At 59.2% G+C, this 14,828-nt stretch carries 13 protein-coding genes and 1 other RNA gene; 10 read left to right on the top strand and 4 right to left on the bottom strand.

Annotation, left to right across the window (positions count from 1 at the left end):
- Positions 1-50 precede the first annotated feature (50 nt).
- Together V6607_RS04085 and V6607_RS04080 are read right to left on the bottom strand one after the other, a co-directional pair.
- On the bottom strand, positions 51-365 hold the full coding sequence (locus V6607_RS04085) for an RnfH family protein (protein ID WP_134325714.1): 315 nt from the start codon (positions 363-365) through the stop codon (positions 51-53).
- Positions 358-792: a type II toxin-antitoxin system RatA family toxin gene (locus V6607_RS04080; RefSeq protein WP_003212236.1), complete on the bottom strand. Its 435-nt coding sequence runs from the start codon at positions 790-792 to the stop codon at positions 358-360. The genes V6607_RS04085 and V6607_RS04080 overlap by 8 nt, the downstream gene beginning before the upstream one ends.
- Positions 793-960: 168 nt before the next feature.
- Here V6607_RS04080 and smpB point away from each other — a divergent pair, with 168 nt between their 5' ends.
- Entirely contained in the window at positions 961-1,443 is a 483-nt protein-coding gene (gene smpB / locus V6607_RS04075; RefSeq protein WP_003212238.1) for an SsrA-binding protein SmpB, read from the top strand.
- Between the two features lie 55 nt (positions 1,444-1,498).
- On the opposite strand, the gene V6607_RS04070 is transcribed toward smpB, so the two are convergent.
- Positions 1,499-2,266, bottom strand: coding sequence for an FCD domain-containing protein (locus tag V6607_RS04070; protein WP_003212240.1), 768 nt, complete (start codon positions 2,264-2,266; stop codon positions 1,499-1,501).
- Positions 2,267-2,527: 261 nt separating this feature from the next.
- Between V6607_RS04070 and V6607_RS04065 the strand changes: the two genes are divergently transcribed.
- The 9 genes from V6607_RS04065 (at position 2,528) to V6607_RS04025 (ending at position 13,571) form a co-directional block, all read left to right on the top strand.
- Positions 2,528-4,222 carry a lactate permease LctP family transporter gene (locus V6607_RS04065; RefSeq protein WP_134325713.1) on the top strand — a complete coding sequence of 565 codons (1,695 nt, stop codon included), beginning with the start codon at positions 2,528-2,530 and terminating at the stop codon, positions 4,220-4,222.
- 70 nt (positions 4,223-4,292) lie between these two features.
- A complete protein-coding gene (locus V6607_RS04060; protein ID WP_134325712.1) occupies positions 4,293-7,103 on the top strand; it encodes an FAD-binding and (Fe-S)-binding domain-containing protein in 2,811 nt (936 codons plus the stop codon).
- Between the two features lie 186 nt (positions 7,104-7,289).
- Entirely contained in the window at positions 7,290-7,574 is a 285-nt protein-coding gene (locus V6607_RS04055; protein WP_008436825.1) for a hypothetical protein, read from the top strand.
- A 103-nt stretch (positions 7,575-7,677) separates the two neighbouring features.
- Positions 7,678-8,071: a transfer-messenger RNA gene (gene ssrA, locus V6607_RS04050) on the top strand.
- 187 nt (positions 8,072-8,258) lie between these two features.
- The gene (locus V6607_RS04045; protein WP_070413367.1) at positions 8,259-9,515 is read left to right on the top strand and encodes an integrase domain-containing protein; all 1,257 of its coding nucleotides are present in this window, start codon (positions 8,259-8,261) and stop codon (positions 9,513-9,515) included.
- Between the two features lie 1,031 nt (positions 9,516-10,546).
- Positions 10,547-11,947 (top strand): YfjI family protein, encoded by a 1,401-nt coding sequence (locus V6607_RS04040; protein WP_070413334.1) that lies wholly within the window; start codon positions 10,547-10,549, stop codon positions 11,945-11,947.
- On the top strand, positions 11,931-12,290 hold the full coding sequence (locus V6607_RS04035) for a hypothetical protein (RefSeq protein WP_070413333.1): 360 nt from the start codon (positions 11,931-11,933) through the stop codon (positions 12,288-12,290). The genes V6607_RS04040 and V6607_RS04035 overlap by 17 nt, the downstream gene beginning before the upstream one ends.
- Positions 12,268-13,248: an integrase domain-containing protein gene (locus V6607_RS04030; protein WP_070413332.1), complete on the top strand. Its 981-nt coding sequence runs from the start codon at positions 12,268-12,270 to the stop codon at positions 13,246-13,248. The genes V6607_RS04035 and V6607_RS04030 overlap by 23 nt, the downstream gene beginning before the upstream one ends.
- Positions 13,245-13,571 (top strand): hypothetical protein, encoded by a 327-nt coding sequence (locus V6607_RS04025; RefSeq protein WP_070413331.1) that lies wholly within the window; start codon positions 13,245-13,247, stop codon positions 13,569-13,571. Before V6607_RS04030 ends, V6607_RS04025 begins: the two co-directional genes overlap by 4 nt.
- Here the strand turns inward: V6607_RS04025 and qatC are convergent.
- Positions 13,544-14,662, bottom strand: a complete 1,119-nt coding sequence (gene qatC / locus V6607_RS04020) for a Qat anti-phage system QueC-like protein QatC (RefSeq protein ID WP_231740650.1) — start codon at positions 14,660-14,662, stop codon at positions 13,544-13,546. The genes V6607_RS04025 and qatC overlap by 28 nt on opposite strands.
- Positions 14,663-14,828 lie beyond the last annotated feature (166 nt).

The raw sequence follows: 14,828 nt of genomic DNA, 5'->3' as shown, positions 1-14,828 counted from the left end.
CGATAAAAAGCCCGGCATGCCGGGCTTTTTGTTGTCTGCCGTTTCTCAAGCTATGAATTCTGCTGTTTTGCCTTGGCAGCCTTGGCTGCACGCAAACGACGTATCTCCATCGGATCTGCGAGCAATGGCCGATAGATCTCGATTCGGTCTCCAGCCTGCACCACACGCACGTCAGCGTCTGCCACCGCCTTGCCGAAAATCCCCAAGGGGCAATCCTGCAGATTCAGCTCCGGAAATTGCGCAGCCATTCCCGAGCCCAACACTGCGGCCCTGAGGGTTGAGCCCGGCGCTACTGCCAGGCTCATCAACACCTGGCGATCCACCGCGGCATACACCACCTCGATTTCAACCAATGGCTCAGCCATGCATTTGCTTGGCGCGCTGGCAAAACGCGTCCACCAGAGTATTGGCCGCCTGATTGAACAGTGGCCCCAGGGTGGCACGCACGATAGGGCCGGCATAGTCGAACGACAGGTCCAGGCTGATCTTGCAGGCTTTCTCGTTCAACGCCTTGAACACCCACACACCGTGCAACTGAGTGAACGGACCTTCTTCGAGATTCATCTCGATGGACTGCCCGGGCACCAGCGTGTTGCGCGTGACAAAGTGCTGGCTCAAGCCGCCCTTTGCCACCCCCACGCTGGCAACCATGTGCTCATCACTGCTCTCCAACACCTCGGCAGTCGAACACCAAGGCAGGAACTCCGGGTAACGCGCCACGTCGTTGACCAGGTCATAGAGCGCCTGTGCCGGATAAGGCAGCAGGGCCGAACGTTGAATATGCGTCGTCATGTGAGCGTTATTTCCACAGCTGAGCGGCAAACATCGCGAAAGGACAACAGGATTCGCGAAAGAAAAAAATCAAAAACCAGCCTGCATTGTCCGGGATTCATTCAACACGCTCAAGCACGCAGGTTGACCGTAGCCGACGCGCTCGCAACTCCCTATAATGCCGCCCCTATGGCTAAACAAAAGAAACACCCAACAGGGACCATCGCGCAAAATAAAAAGGCGCGACACGATTACTTCATCGAACATCGTTTCGAGGCTGGTCTGGTCCTGGCCGGCTGGGAAGTAAAAAGTCTGCGTGCCAGCAAGCTGCAGCTGGTCGACAGTTATGTGCTGCTCAAAGACGGCGAGGCATGGCTGCTCGGCAGTCATATCACGCCGCTGATGACCGCCAGCACCCACGTAATCGCCGACCCGGTGCGCACGCGCAAGCTGTTGCTCAATGCCCGCGAGCTGGAAAAGCTCCACGCGGCCGTGCAGCAAAAGGGCTACGCCTGTGTCTGCCTGTCGTGGTACTGGAGCAAGCACCTGGTCAAGTGCGAGATCGCACTGGGCAAGGGCAAGAAGGAATACGACAAGCGTGATACCGAGCGCGAGCGCGATTCCAACCGGGAATTGCAGCGTGCCGTGCGCAACAAGGGCAAGGAAGACTGACTTTCTTGTGACTTGATGTGGATGACGGAGCCCGCTCCCTCATCCACAGCATTTGCTACATCCCTTTGCGCCGTTCCGCCCGGGCCATGCGCTGAACCTCCTGCCGCACTTCCTCCAGCACTTCCTGCACATACAGCAGGTGACGTGTTGATACTTCCCGTGCCTGCTCGGCACGCCCCTCGATAATCGCCAGGTACAGGTCCCGATGCTGATTGATCAGCATGTCGCGGGTCTCCGTACGCTGCTGATACATGCCACCAATGTTGGTCACCACGTTGCGCTTGAGCAGGTCGAACAGGCCGCGAATGGTGTGCAGCAATACCGCGTTATGGCTGGCCTCGGCGATGGCCAGGTGAAACCTCGCATCCGCCGCGCCCTCTTCCGCCCGGCTCACTTCATCCGACCGCGTGTAGCAATCCTGCAACTCCTCGAACGCCGCGGTCAGCCGTTCGCGGTCCACCTCAGTGGCACGCAACGCTGCGTAATACGCGCACGAGGCCTCCAGGGTCTGACGAAACTCCAGAAGATCACGCTGAGCCTCCGGATTATTTTCCAGCAGATGCAGCAGCGGATCACTGAAGGTTGAACCCAGCGACTCCACCACATAATTGCCACCACCCTGGCGACTGATCAGCAAACCTTTTGCCACCAGCTTTTGGATCGCCTCACGCAACGACGGCCGCGACACCCCGAACTGCTCGGCCAGTGCGCGCTCGGCCGGCAAGCGCTCGCCCGACTTCAGCGTGCCCTCAAGGATCATGCCCTCAAGCTGCTCGACGATGTCGTCAGACAAACGGCGCTGACGCACCTGATCAAACCCCATAACTCACTCTCCACCATCCCGACCACTCGCCGGGGCCCCTATTCTGGCCTATCGCCGCGTATCCGGCACCTATCAGAACGCCCTCGTTTAAGCCAATCAGCCCCCACCAACCCCGACCTACGACCAAAGATTCACAAGCGGCAAATTGACACATCCCCCAGAAGGCTTTTAACCTAGCCAACGGTGATTGTAAATTGGTAATACCAATTACCCAAATCATCCAAGCAGTGCCTGACCAACAACAATTAAGGGCCACCCCATATGCAAACCTGGCAACAGCTCTACAGCCCGCTCGGCAGCCTCGGCCTGTCCGCACTGGCCGCCGTCATTCCCATCGTATTTTTCTTCCTGGCCCTGGCGGTGTTTCGCCTCAAAGGCCACGTTGCGGGCAGCATCACCCTGGCACTGTCGATCCTGGTGGCGATCTTTGCCTTCCAGATGCCGGTCGACATGGCGCTCGCCGCCGCCGGTTATGGCTTCGCCTACGGCCTATGGCCAATCGCCTGGATCATCGTCGCCGCCGTATTCCTGTACAAACTGACGGTCAAGAGCGGCCAGTTCGAAATCATCCGCAGCTCCGTGCTGTCGATTACCGACGACCAGCGCCTGCAAGTGCTGCTGATCGGCTTCTGCTTCGGCGCGTTCCTGGAAGGCGCCGCCGGTTTCGGTGCACCGGTGGCGATTACTGCCGCACTGCTGGTAGGCCTGGGTTTCAATCCGCTGTATGCCGCCGGCCTGTGCCTGATTGCCAACACCGCCCCCGTTGCGTTCGGCGCACTGGGGATTCCGATCATCGTGGCCGGGCAGGTGACCGGGATCGACGCGTTCAAGATCGGCGCCATGGCCGGTCGCCAGTTGCCGCTGCTGTCACTGTTCGTACCGTTCTGGCTGGTGTTCATGATGGACGGCCTGCGCGGCGTCAAGGAAACCTGGCCAGCCGCACTGGTTGCAGGCCTGAGCTTCGCCGTTACCCAGTTCTTCACCTCGAACTTCATCGGCCCGGAACTGCCGGACATCACCTCGGCCCTGGCCAGCCTGATTTCCCTGACCCTGTTCCTGAAAGTCTGGCAGCCCAAGCGCAGTGCCGGCGCGCAAATCGTTGGCGCAACGTCCGGCACTGCCGTCACTGCCAGCGCCGGTGGCTTTGGCCTGCCTCGCAACACCCTGGCTTCGCCTTACAGCCTGGGGGAAATTTTCAAGGCCTGGTCGCCGTTCCTGATCCTGACCGTGCTGGTCACCATCTGGACCCTCAAGCCCTTCAAGGCGATGTTCGCCGCCGGCGGCGCGATGTACAGCTCGGTATTCAACTTTGCGATCCCGCACCTGGATCAACTGGTGATCAAGGTTGCGCCCATCGTTGCCACCCCGACAGCCATCCCGGCGGTATTCAAGCTTGATCCGATTTCCGCGACCGGCACGGCGATTTTCTTCTCCGCCCTGGTATCGATGCTGGTGCTGAAGATTGATTTCAAAACTGGTCTGACCACCTTGAAAGAAACCTTTTATGAGCTGCGCTGGCCGATCCTTTCCATCGGCATGGTGCTGGCCTTTGCCTTCGTCACCAACTATTCGGGCATGTCATCAACCATGGCCCTGGTGCTGGCGGCTACCGGCGCGGCATTCCCGTTCTTCTCGCCATTCCTTGGCTGGCTCGGGGTATTCCTGACGGGTTCTGATACTTCATCCAACGCCCTGTTCAGCTCGCTGCAAGCCACCACCGCGCACCAGATCGGCGTCAACGACACCTTGTTGGTAGCGGCGAACACCAGCGGCGGCGTGACCGGCAAGATGATCTCGCCGCAGTCGATTGCCGTGGCATGCGCCGCCACTGGCCTGGTGGGCAAGGAATCCGACCTGTTCCGCTTTACCCTCAAGCACAGCCTGTTTTTCGCGACGATCGTCGGGCTGATCACCTTGGCCCAGGCTTACTGGTTCACCGGTATGCTGGTGCACTAAGACCTGCACGCGATAGGGTAAGAACCGACGCCGGGCAGCGATTCCGGCGTCTGCTATTTCTGGAGGACCGATGAGCCTGCCTGCTGCTTTTCTGAGCGACGCCGCACAACTGATCCCGAAAGATCGTCGTTTCGACGATCCACTTTCCACCCTCGCCTTCGGCACCGACGCCAGCTTTTACCGACTGATCCCACAACTGGTGATCCGTGTCGAGTCGGAAGATGAGGTGGTGGCGCTGCTGCAACTGGCCCAACGCGATCGCGTGCCGGTGACCTTTCGTGCGGCGGGCACCAGCCTTTCGGGACAGGCCATCAGCGACTCGGTACTGATCGTGCTGGGGGACAATTGGAACGGGCGCGAGATTCGCGGCCAGGGCACACAAATCCGCTTGCAGCCCGGCGTGATCGGGGCGCAAGCCAACGCCTGGCTGGCGCCATTCGGGCGCAAGATCGGTCCGGATCCGGCGTCGATCAATGCCTGCAAGATTGGCGGCATCGTCGCCAACAATGCCAGCGGCATGTGCTGCGGCACGGCCCAGAACACCTACCACACCTTGGCGGGCATTCGCCTGGTGCTGGCCGATGGTAGCCGCCTGGACACGGAAGATCCGGCCAGCGTTGCGGCCTTTCGCCAACGCCATGGCGAGCTGCTTGACCGCCTGGCGGCACTCGGTCGAGAAACCCGGGCCAACGCCGAATTGGCTGCAAAAATCCGCCACAAATACCGTCTGAAAAATACCACCGGGTTGTCACTCAACGCCCTGGTGGATTTCGACGAGCCACTGGATATCCTCAGCCATTTGCTGGTCGGCTCCGAAGGCACCCTGGGCTTTATCAGCGCAGTGACCTACGACACGGTGATCGACCACCCGAACAAAGCCTCGGCCCTGATCGTGTTCCCCGATGTGGAAACCTGCTGCAACGCGGTGACCGTACTCAAAACCCAACCTGTTTCAGCGGTTGAACTACTGGACCGCCGCAGCATGCGTTCGGTGCAGGACAAACCCGGCATGCCGGCTTTCGTACAGCAGCTATCGGAAAATGCCTGCGCCCTGTTGATCGAATCCCGCGCCGCCTCGCCCTCACTGCTGCATGAGCAACTGGCACTGATCATGGCTTCCCTGGCCAGCTTCCCGGTGGAGAAACAAGTCGACTTCACCGAAGACCCGGTGGAAAACGCCCGCCTGTGGGCGATCCGCAAAGACACCTTCCCCGCCGTGGGCGCCGTGCGTAAAACCGGCACCACCGTGATTATCGAAGACGTGACCTTCCCGGTGGAACAACTGGCCATTGGCGTTAATCGCCTGATCGAGCTGTTCGACAAACATCACTACGACGAAGCGATCCTTTTCGGACACGCCCTGGAAGGCAATCTGCACTTTGTGTTCACCCAAGGCTTCAACAGCGCGCAAGAAGTCGCACGCTACCAGGCGTTCATGGACGACGTCGCCCAGTTGGTGGCCGTGGAGTTTGGCGGCTCGCTGAAGGCCGAGCACGGTACCGGTCGCAACATGGCGCCCTTTGTCGAACTGGAATGGGGCAGCGATGCCTACCAATTGATGTGGCAGCTCAAGCGCCTGCTTGACCCCAACGGCATTCTCAACCCGGACGTGGTGCTCAGCGAAGACCCGCAAATCCACCTCAAGCACCTCAAGCCACTGCCCGCCGCCGACGAGCTTGTGGATAAGTGCATCGAGTGCGGTTTCTGCGAACCGGTGTGCCCGTCGAAGGGGCTGACCCTGAGCCCGCGCCAGCGCATTGTGATCTGGCGCGATATCCAGGCCAGGAAACGCGCCGGTATCGACACCACTGAACTGGAAGAGGCGTATCAATACCAGGGCATCGACACCTGCGCGGCGACCGGGCTTTGTGCCCAGCGCTGCCCGGTAGGCATCAATACCGGCGACCTGGTGAAAAAGCTGCGCAGCCGCGACGCCGACCGTACGAAAACCGCCGAATGGCTGTCGACGCACTTCGCCACGGCACTGCAAGGTGCGCGCTTCACCCTGCACGTGGCCAACGGTGCGCGCATGCTGCTGGGCGCTCCGCGACTGGCGAAGCTCTCGGCCACGGTAACCCGGCTGTCCAAGGGGCAAATCCCCCAGTGGACCAACGCCATGCCGCAACCGGAAAAGGCCATTCGCTTCAGCCCCGCCGTGAGCGATGAGCGCCCCCGCGTGGTGTACCTCGCCGCCTGCGTCTCACGCGCGATGGGCCCAGCAGCCGGTGACAAGGAACAGATGTCGCTGTACGACAAAACCCGCGGCCTGCTGGAAAAAGCCGGTTATCAGGTAGTCTTCCCCGACAATCAGGACAACCTCTGCTGCGGCCAACCATTCGCATCCAAGGGCTACGCCGAACAAGCCGAACACAAACGCCAGGAACTGATCGGCGCCCTGCTCCACGCCAGCCGTGGCGGCCTCGACCCGATCTACTGCGACACCAGCCCGTGCACCCTGCGCCTGGTCCAGGACCTGGCCGAAACCCGTCTCGACCTCTACGACCCCGTGCGTTTTATCCGCACGCACCTGATGGACCGCCTCGACTTCACCCCCCAGGAAGCCCCGATCGCCGTGCACGTCACCTGCAGCACCCAACACCTGGGAGAGAGCCAGGCGCTGATCGACCTGGCCAGGCAGTGCAGCAAAAACGTGGTGATCCCCGAAGGCATTCATTGCTGCGGGTTTGCCGGCGACAAAGGCTTCACCACGCCAGAGCTGAACGCGCACTCACTGCGCAGCCTGAAGGACGCCGTGCAGTATTGCAGCGAGGGCATCTCCACCAGCCGTACGTGTGAGATTGGCCTGACACAACACGGTGGAATTGATTACCACGGCCTGGTGTACCTGGTGGATCGAGTAACCCAGGCGCGCGCCCACTAGGGCCGCACTCTTTGGGTGCAAAACCTAATGATTTCGGGGTTTTTCGACTAATCCAGCGACAAAACAGAACCCCTGCGCGCCGGCGTAGTCATCTGCATAGGCCTCGACAAACGAGGCTCATCAGTGACCTCGCTGGCTGCACGGAAAACCGGCAGCATCGAGCCCTATTTGCACAAGGAGATACCCATGAAGCGTTCCGCTCTTGCTGGTTTGTTCATTACCGCTGCGATGCTGGCCTCCCCCGCGTTTGCGGCCGGAACAAAAGACGATCTGTGCCAAATCAACCTGGACAAAATCAACAACGGTAAAGCGTTGCTCGCCACCGACACCAGCGGCAAATCTGGCGAAATCGACACCGCCGTTTCCCAAGCCAAGGCAGCCCATGCGGCAGGCGATGACAAGAAATGCATCGAGATCACCTCCAAGGCCCTGCAAAGCCTGCAAGACTCGGACAAAGGCGGCAATCAGTAACTCGCTGATTGCCCGAGGCCAACCTTCGGGTTGGCCTTCTGTGACCGATTGACGTACACTGCACAGGCTTGTCACTCACTAAGAAACAACGAGTTACAAGCACGGGGCCGTTTAGGATTCGACGCCGGTTGCGAAACTTTAGGTGCATGCCGAGTTGGTAACAGAACTCGTAAATCCACTGTTGCAACTTCTTATAGTTGCCAATGACGAAACCTACGGGGAATACGCTCTCGCTGCGTAAGCAGCCTTAGCCCTTCCCTCCTGGTACCTTCGGGTCCAGCAATCATCAGGGGATGTCTGTAAACCCAAAGTGATTGTCATATAGAACAGAATCGCCGTGCAGTACGTTGTGGACGAAGCGGCTAAAACTTACACAACTCGCCCAAAGCACCCTGCCCTTCGGGTCGCTGAGGGTTAACTTAATAGAAACGGCTACGCATGTAGTACCGACAGCGGAGTACTGGCGGACGGGGGTTCAAATCCCCCCGGCTCCACCACTTCATCATCTAAAGACGTCCACGGACGTCTTTTTTTGTGCCTGAAATCCAGTAAATACAGGGGTTTAGCGGCTATAGAGATCTCTAGAGCTTTTTGGAGTTCTAGCAATTTTGGTATTCCAAATGGTATTCCAAGCCATCTGGTGCTATTTTTTGGAATACCAAAATGGTGTCAGAGGTAGCTCTCATGCCTGCTCTAGCCCTTCGCCTCTCCGACCGCCAGCTCAAGGCAGTCAAGGCAAAAGACAAGGATTACGTCCTCAGCGATGGTGATGGCCTTCAGCTCCGAGTCAGGAGCAATGGCTCGATGCTGTGGAACTTCAACTACCGCGAGCCGGTAACCAAAAACCGTATCAATATGGGGCTGGGCACGTACCCAGAACTCTCACTAGCGAACGCCAGGAAAAAAGTGGTGGAAGCGCGCGAGCTGCTTGCACAAGGTATTGATCCCAAGGTGCAACGCAATGCACAGGACGAAGCCAAACGAGCGGAGACGGAACATACGTTCGAGAACGTGGCCACCGCCTGGTTCGAGCTAAAGAAGGACTCCGTCACGCCGGCGTACGCCGAAGACATTTGGCGATCGCTCACGCTGCACGTATTTCCAGACCTGAAAACAACGCCGCTCTCAAAAATTACCGCACCGATGGTCATCGAACTGCTTCGCCCGATTGAGGCCAAAGGCAGTCTCGAGACAGTGAAGCGACTGAGCCAACGGCTCAACGAAATCATGACCTATGGGGTCAATTCAGGACTGATCTTTGCGAACCCCCTCAGTGGCATTCGGGCGGTGTTCAAAAAACCCAGGAAAGAGAACATGGCCGCGCTACGACCTGACGAGCTTCCGGAGCTCATGATGGAAATCGCGAATGCCAGCATCAAGCGAGTCACGCGCTGTCTGATCGAATGGCAGTTGCACACGATGACCCGCCCTGTCGAGGCAGCCACCACTCGGTGGGCAGACATCGATTTCGACAAACGCATTTGGACCATCCCACCAGAGCGCATGAAAAAGCGTCGCCCGCATACCATTCCGCTGACTGAACAGGCACTCGCGTTACTGGAGACACTCAAGACCCATAGCGGCCACAGAGAATACGTGTTCCCGGCAGATAGAAACCCGCGTACCCACGCCAACAGCCAGACCGCCAACATGGCGTTGAAACGCATGGGCTTTCAGGACCGCTTGGTCAGCCACGGCATGCGCTCCATGGCCAGCACCATCCTCAACGAGCATGGGTGGGATCCGGAGCTCATCGAAGTCGCACTGGCGCATGTCGACAAGGATGAAGTCCGTAGTGCCTACAACCGGGCGGACTACATCGAACGCCGGCGTCCGATGATGGCCTGGTGGAGTGAGTATATCCAGAAGGCGGCCACCGGCAGCCTGTCGGCATCTGCGATCAATCAAACCAGGGACCACAACGTCGTGCCGATACGGTGAGCGCTCACCGGACGCTGCCGGTAACCGAGAATGACTCCCCAGATGGAGTGATGGTTGATTTGGCGACAGTGGCGACACCGGCGACAACCCGTGTAATACCTGGCCTGCAGCATGGCGACAAAAGTGGCGACTGTCGCCGTTGCAATCCTCGCTCTTGGAGCTTTTTCGGCCAAGCCCATGCAGGCGGGAAGGCTCCGCATTCCCACCTGCATGGGCTCACATTAAAAACCGACGAACGACCACCCGGCCATGGGAAACCACCGGTCTCCAAGGTCTTCCAGCATTACCGATTGGCGCAACAGTGCCCCCAAAATGCTGTTGACCGCGAGCAGAACGAGCGTTACACCAGAGCCTTACAAGCGCTGTCCTCGACAGCACCCAGGTAGCCAGAACCTTTGAGTCTACGCCACACCGTGGTGGTTCACCCCCAAGTGCGATTAGCGTCCGGCAGCTCGTACGGTCACTACCCATGTGATGGATGCCTACTTCTAGCAGAGTGCCTACTGCGGCAACTCATCCCCCTACCCAGCTGTCCTGCAGCAACTTATCCGCTTGGCCATTTCTTGCGCCAACCTTGCGCCCGTCTCTTTCTCTCGAAAGAGACGGGCGCATCTCACACTGCTGCAGCCCGGCTCGCATGGGGCTTTGCGGCTTTCCACCTCGTGACAATCGGCGTGACAAACACCGAATGCTCACTCGCCACAGCGATGCCGATGATGGTGCCGCAGCCCAAGGAATGGACTGCACCTGACTGACAGTCAGGCATGCCCCGGTCATCGCATCACTGCCTTCACCCGACTCTGGATCTCGCGGCATTGGTCTCGTCAGCCAGCGCAGCCTCCACCCGCCCACGTCTTCGGAAGTGTTCAGGAGGCCAGATCATGAGATGCCCAAGCTCCCGGTCGTAAAGAGCCGCCAGTCCCGCGTCAGTGGACAACCCTCACAGGTCGCAGGGGCCTTGATCCCTGATAACACTCAACAACCGTGGCGGGATGAGTGAGGACGAAGTCGATAATCTCAGGAGAATAGCGATGCAACTGTGCGAAGCGTTCGAGCCACCACAACCATTGCTGGAATACCAGCAGGCGCCACTGCCCTACCCGGTCGAAGCACTCGGGGACCTGTTGGGCCCTGCGGTCGAACGACTGGCCGAGGTGATCGGCGTGCCCAGCGCCATGGCTGCACAATCGGTGCTGGCCAGCGCTGCCCTGGTGAGCCAGGGCCATGCCAATGCCCAACTCGATGGCCGAACCTATCCGCTGTCCCTCTACCTACTGACGGTGGCGTCCTCGGGTGATCGCAAAAGCGCAGTGGATCACCTGGCACTGAAGGCGGCGCGCGACTGGGAACGACAGCAGTGGACCCTGTATGCGGAAAAGCTCAAAGCCTATCGCGCCGCTACCAGCATCATGGCCAAGCCCAAAACCTCAACGGATCGCGCTGAGTCGAAAGACGGTGAGCTGTCCGAGCCGGTACCGCCGAGACTGATCATTGCCGAGCCCACTATCGAGGCCCTGGTCAAAAGCCTGTGCCATGGCTTACCCAGCATGGGTTTGTTCAATGATGAAGGTGGCCAATTCTTGGGCAGCAGCACCATGAGCAAAGAGAATCTGCTCAAGGCAATCACCACCTTGTCGATGCTGTGGGATGGCAGCCCGATCGACAGGGCCCGCTCCATGGCCGGAGAAAGCCTGCGGGCCTATGATCGCCGCCTCAGCCTGCATCTGATGCTGCAGCCCTACCTGGCCAACCAGATTTTCAAAGATCCGGTGATCAATGGCCAAGGCATCCTCGGCCGTTGCCTGATCAGTTGGCCCGAGCGCCTGGCCGGCCAGCGGCTCTACAAGGCAATCGACCTGACCCGAGATCCCAAAGTCCAGCGCTACCAACAGCGGATCACCGCCCTGCTGCAACAGCCCTGGTCGCTTCACCAGGATGGCTCACTCAATCCCGCCACGCTGGAGCTGACTCCCCGTGCCCGTCGTGCCTGGATTGATATTCACGACACCATCGAGTGCCAGTCTGGCGAGTTCGGCGAGCTTGCCGGCGTCCAGCCTGTCGCGAGCAAGGCCGCGGCGAATGTACTGCGTATCGCGGGCGTGTTGGCCATGGTTGAAGAGGCCAGTATGTTGGAGGAAGCACACATCCAGCGTGCCTCCACGCTGATGGATTACTACCTGGCCGAGATTCAGCGCCTGACCGAACAGGAGCCGGTCAATAGCCGACGCGAGGAATCGGATCGGCTGCTGCGCTGGCTGGTGCAGAAAGGCTGGACCCACTTCACCGTCCGCGACGTCAATCGTAACGGTCCTCGTTTTGCCCGAAAAAGTGCTGACCATACCGCCTCTTTATTCGTCGAGTTGATCACTCATCGCTGGCTGAGCAGCCGCGATGGAAGAACCTTCGAGGTCCGTCATGTTCCGCCTCAATGACGCGGTGCGCCGCTACCAAGCGCAACATCAACCGCCGCCAGAATCACGACGTGTCGCCGCTTCTGTCGCCACCCTGTCGCCACGCCCCAGGCCAGAAACGACGCGGGTTGTCGCCACTGTCGCCGCTGTCGCCACACCACCACTTGATCCTGCCTACCTCGTCCTGCTGATGGAACAACTGCGTGAGGAAGGGGCACTGCTGCTGCACTACAAAAATGCCCTCTTGATCCGCCCGACACACTGGCAGCAGCTGGACCGGCTCAGCCTCCACTGGAAAGCCCTGCTGCTCTTTCTGCAAACAAACGAAAACGGTGATGACGATGGCACTGGTCGGTCGGCGTGAGGGTCGCAACTTTGGCTATGGCCGCCAGCTGAGCTACGCCGGCCCACAAGCGCTAAAGGATCTGTTTGCCGGTGGCCACTTCGCCACGGTCAAAGCGCATAGCGATCGCTGGCAAGCGTTCGTGCGTTGGTGTCGGTCAGAGAATGGCCCCGGTTACAACGATGCGCGTCAGATCAATCGACGTACACTACAAGACTACGCCGCTTACCTGCGCCAGCAGATCCAGCAAGGTGAACTCTGCATCGCCACCGCGCAGAACCGCCTGAGCAGCGTCAACCGCACCCTCGCGGCGCTGCGCGGCGATCAGGATGTGAGGATCGCCAGCCCGAGCCAGGCGTTGGGACAGAAGCGCTCGACCGCACGCACCCGCGCCCCGGATGGCCAAGACCGCCAACAGGTGCGGCGAGTGTTTGAGGTGCTTGGCGAACGGCAACACGAGCGGGTGGCGGCGATTGTCCTGTTGGCCCGAGCAACCGGCATGCGCCTACGCGAAGCAATCCTGGCTGACCTGCCACGCTTGCACCGCGAAGCCGAACACTTAGGCCGCATCAACATCCAGGACGGCACCAAAGGCGGCCGCTCAGGCGCTTCAGCGCCGCGATGGGTCGTGGCCAATGAAGAGGTTAAGGCGGCACTGCTGTTGGCTCGTAAGGCGTCGCCGACCGGCAGCCGTAACTTGCTGGCCCGAGACGAAAGCTACGCCGCATTCCTGCATCAGACCGTGCTCCCCGCCCGCGAAACGCTGCATGAACACGGGCTGAAGGGTTTCCATGAACTGCGAGCGGCCTACGCCTGCGAGCGTTACGAGCAGCTCACGGGCCACGCCGCACCGGTCAATGGTGGCCACTGCTATCGCATTGACCGCGACCTGGATCAACAGGTGCGCCAACAGATCAGCCTTGAACTCGGTCATAACCGGATCGATGTGGTTTCGGCCTACATTGGAGGGAGAGCGTGACCAAGCCCTTCGATATGGCGCTGTTCCTGAGCGGCGTCCTGACTGGCTCGACGACCACGCAGCAACGCCACCTGCGCCAAGCCCGAATCATGCAAGCGGCCATTCAACAACGATGGCAGCGAGACAATCCCTGGACCTGGCAGATCAAGCACGTGCGCTGGTTTCTCACTCAGTACCTGAAAGACCATTCCGATGCTACCCGGTATTACTATCGGCTCACCGCCCTATTGGTCTGGAAGCGATTAGGGAACGGCCAGAAAATTTCTGATCTGGCACCTCAAGATTACAGCTCCCTTCAGAGCAGACCAAGAGACCATAGGTAGTTTCTAACCTCTCCCATGCCTCTGCTGGCCACATCTATTAAATAATCACGAGACTGGCGGTGGAGTGGAAGCGGGCCGGATTGACGCACCCATTTCGCGACATCCTCTGCGGGCAATCTGCGGGCTGCCAGGATCATGGCCATCAGATCATCTCTGGCATTCGCATCCCGAACTACTGAAGTCAGATCCGCTCCTCTGGCATGGTACGCGGTGCCGTCCGTCATTCCGGCAGCGTGGAACGAGGCGCGTCGGATGACGCACGGGACGCACTTACCACACTGCTGGTATGTCCGCTTCCACTTACCACACGATACCGTTTCCGATGCTAGGACCCTCAAGTTCGCTTGATCTAAACACCTAGAAAGCATCTCTCCCTTCGTCTGAAGCGCGTACGGATTCTCGACTCGTACAGGCAGGCCGACCGTATCCAGAATTTTTTGGAATAGGCCCAAAAAATGTGGGTGCGTCGTCCTAGTACTCAACGCGCCAATGCGGCGAGCAGTCATTGGAGGGTTCAGCGCAATGAGCCCGTTCTCGGGAACGAAAAGTTCTACTGGTGTGCCAGTGACTCGTAGCTGCGCCAGTGTGGCCCCAACCAGTGCACCATAAGCGAGGAAATTGAAGCTTCGAGTGCGCATCTGCACATCGGTTTTTCTCCCAGTCAAGGACACCGGATTTGCCACCGCAGCGAATCTTGAGACCTCCACCGGTAGATGATCCCGAACCATGATTTGCTTTTCCGAGTCACCTCGATATGCATGACTTATCAACAATGGGCGTCTGCCCTCTGCTAATAAATTCAACGCTCCAATGCCGCTATCCATCCCCCCCGAGAACAAACTGACGCAATCGTGGCCGGCCATAACGGTGATGCGACCACGGTTCTGAGACGTGAGCTGTCTGGGTCCATCAGGCAATAGGATGATCTCCCAAAGATCGCCGCTTAAGAAATGCAGAGCCTTCTGTAAAAGCGGTATCGCGGCCTGCCAAAGTTGCGGATCAGCGATGGGGATGAATAAACGAAGGTCCCGGGCCCAACCATCATCAGCGTCTGCTTTATCAACAAAAGTATCTGCGGCTGTTACGGCCATGGCTATAGTCAACAAATCGAACCCGGTTCTACTGACCGGAGCACCCAAACGCCTCACTGCAGCGCGAACCGGCCCCCCTATAGAGCAAGTGCCCCGCGTCGGTGGGCGACTGCCGTACATCAGTACGGGAATTTCATTAGCCGTTTGCGAGCGAAGCTGATCAGCT

Source organism: Pseudomonas sp. KK18, from assembly GCF_037094675.1.
Taxonomy (GTDB): Bacteria; Pseudomonadota; Gammaproteobacteria; order Pseudomonadales; family Pseudomonadaceae; genus Aquipseudomonas.
The sequence above is the reverse complement of the archived record's forward strand: the minus strand, read 5'-3'. Positions and strand labels throughout refer to the sequence as shown.

Bases quoted from the DNA above. Each gene is read 5' to 3' on its own strand.
- V6607_RS04030 (WP_070413332.1), top strand. From the start codon at position 12,268: ATGGCACTGGTCGGTCGGCGTGAGGGTCGCAACTTTGGCTATGGCCGC.
- V6607_RS04055 (WP_008436825.1), top strand. From the start codon at position 7,290: ATGAAGCGTTCCGCTCTTGCTGGTTTGTTCATTACCGCTGCGATGCTG.
- V6607_RS04040 (WP_070413334.1), top strand. From the start codon at position 10,547: ATGCAACTGTGCGAAGCGTTCGAGCCACCACAACCATTGCTGGAATAC.
- V6607_RS04035 (WP_070413333.1), top strand. From the start codon at position 11,931: ATGTTCCGCCTCAATGACGCGGTGCGCCGCTACCAAGCGCAACATCAA.
- smpB (WP_003212238.1), top strand. From the start codon at position 961: ATGGCTAAACAAAAGAAACACCCAACAGGGACCATCGCGCAAAATAAA.
- V6607_RS04080 (WP_003212236.1), bottom strand. From the start codon at position 792: ATGACGACGCATATTCAACGTTCGGCCCTGCTGCCTTATCCGGCACAG.
- V6607_RS04045 (WP_070413367.1), top strand. From the start codon at position 8,259: ATGCCTGCTCTAGCCCTTCGCCTCTCCGACCGCCAGCTCAAGGCAGTC.
- V6607_RS04085 (WP_134325714.1), bottom strand. From the start codon at position 365: ATGGCTGAGCCATTGGTTGAAATCGAGGTGGTGTATGCCGCGGTGGAT.
- qatC (WP_231740650.1), bottom strand. From the start codon at position 14,662: ATGGCCGTAACAGCCGCAGATACTTTTGTTGATAAAGCAGACGCTGAT.
- V6607_RS04060 (WP_134325712.1), top strand. From the start codon at position 4,293: ATGAGCCTGCCTGCTGCTTTTCTGAGCGACGCCGCACAACTGATCCCG.
- V6607_RS04065 (WP_134325713.1), top strand. From the start codon at position 2,528: ATGCAAACCTGGCAACAGCTCTACAGCCCGCTCGGCAGCCTCGGCCTG.
- V6607_RS04070 (WP_003212240.1), bottom strand. From the start codon at position 2,266: ATGGGGTTTGATCAGGTGCGTCAGCGCCGTTTGTCTGACGACATCGTC.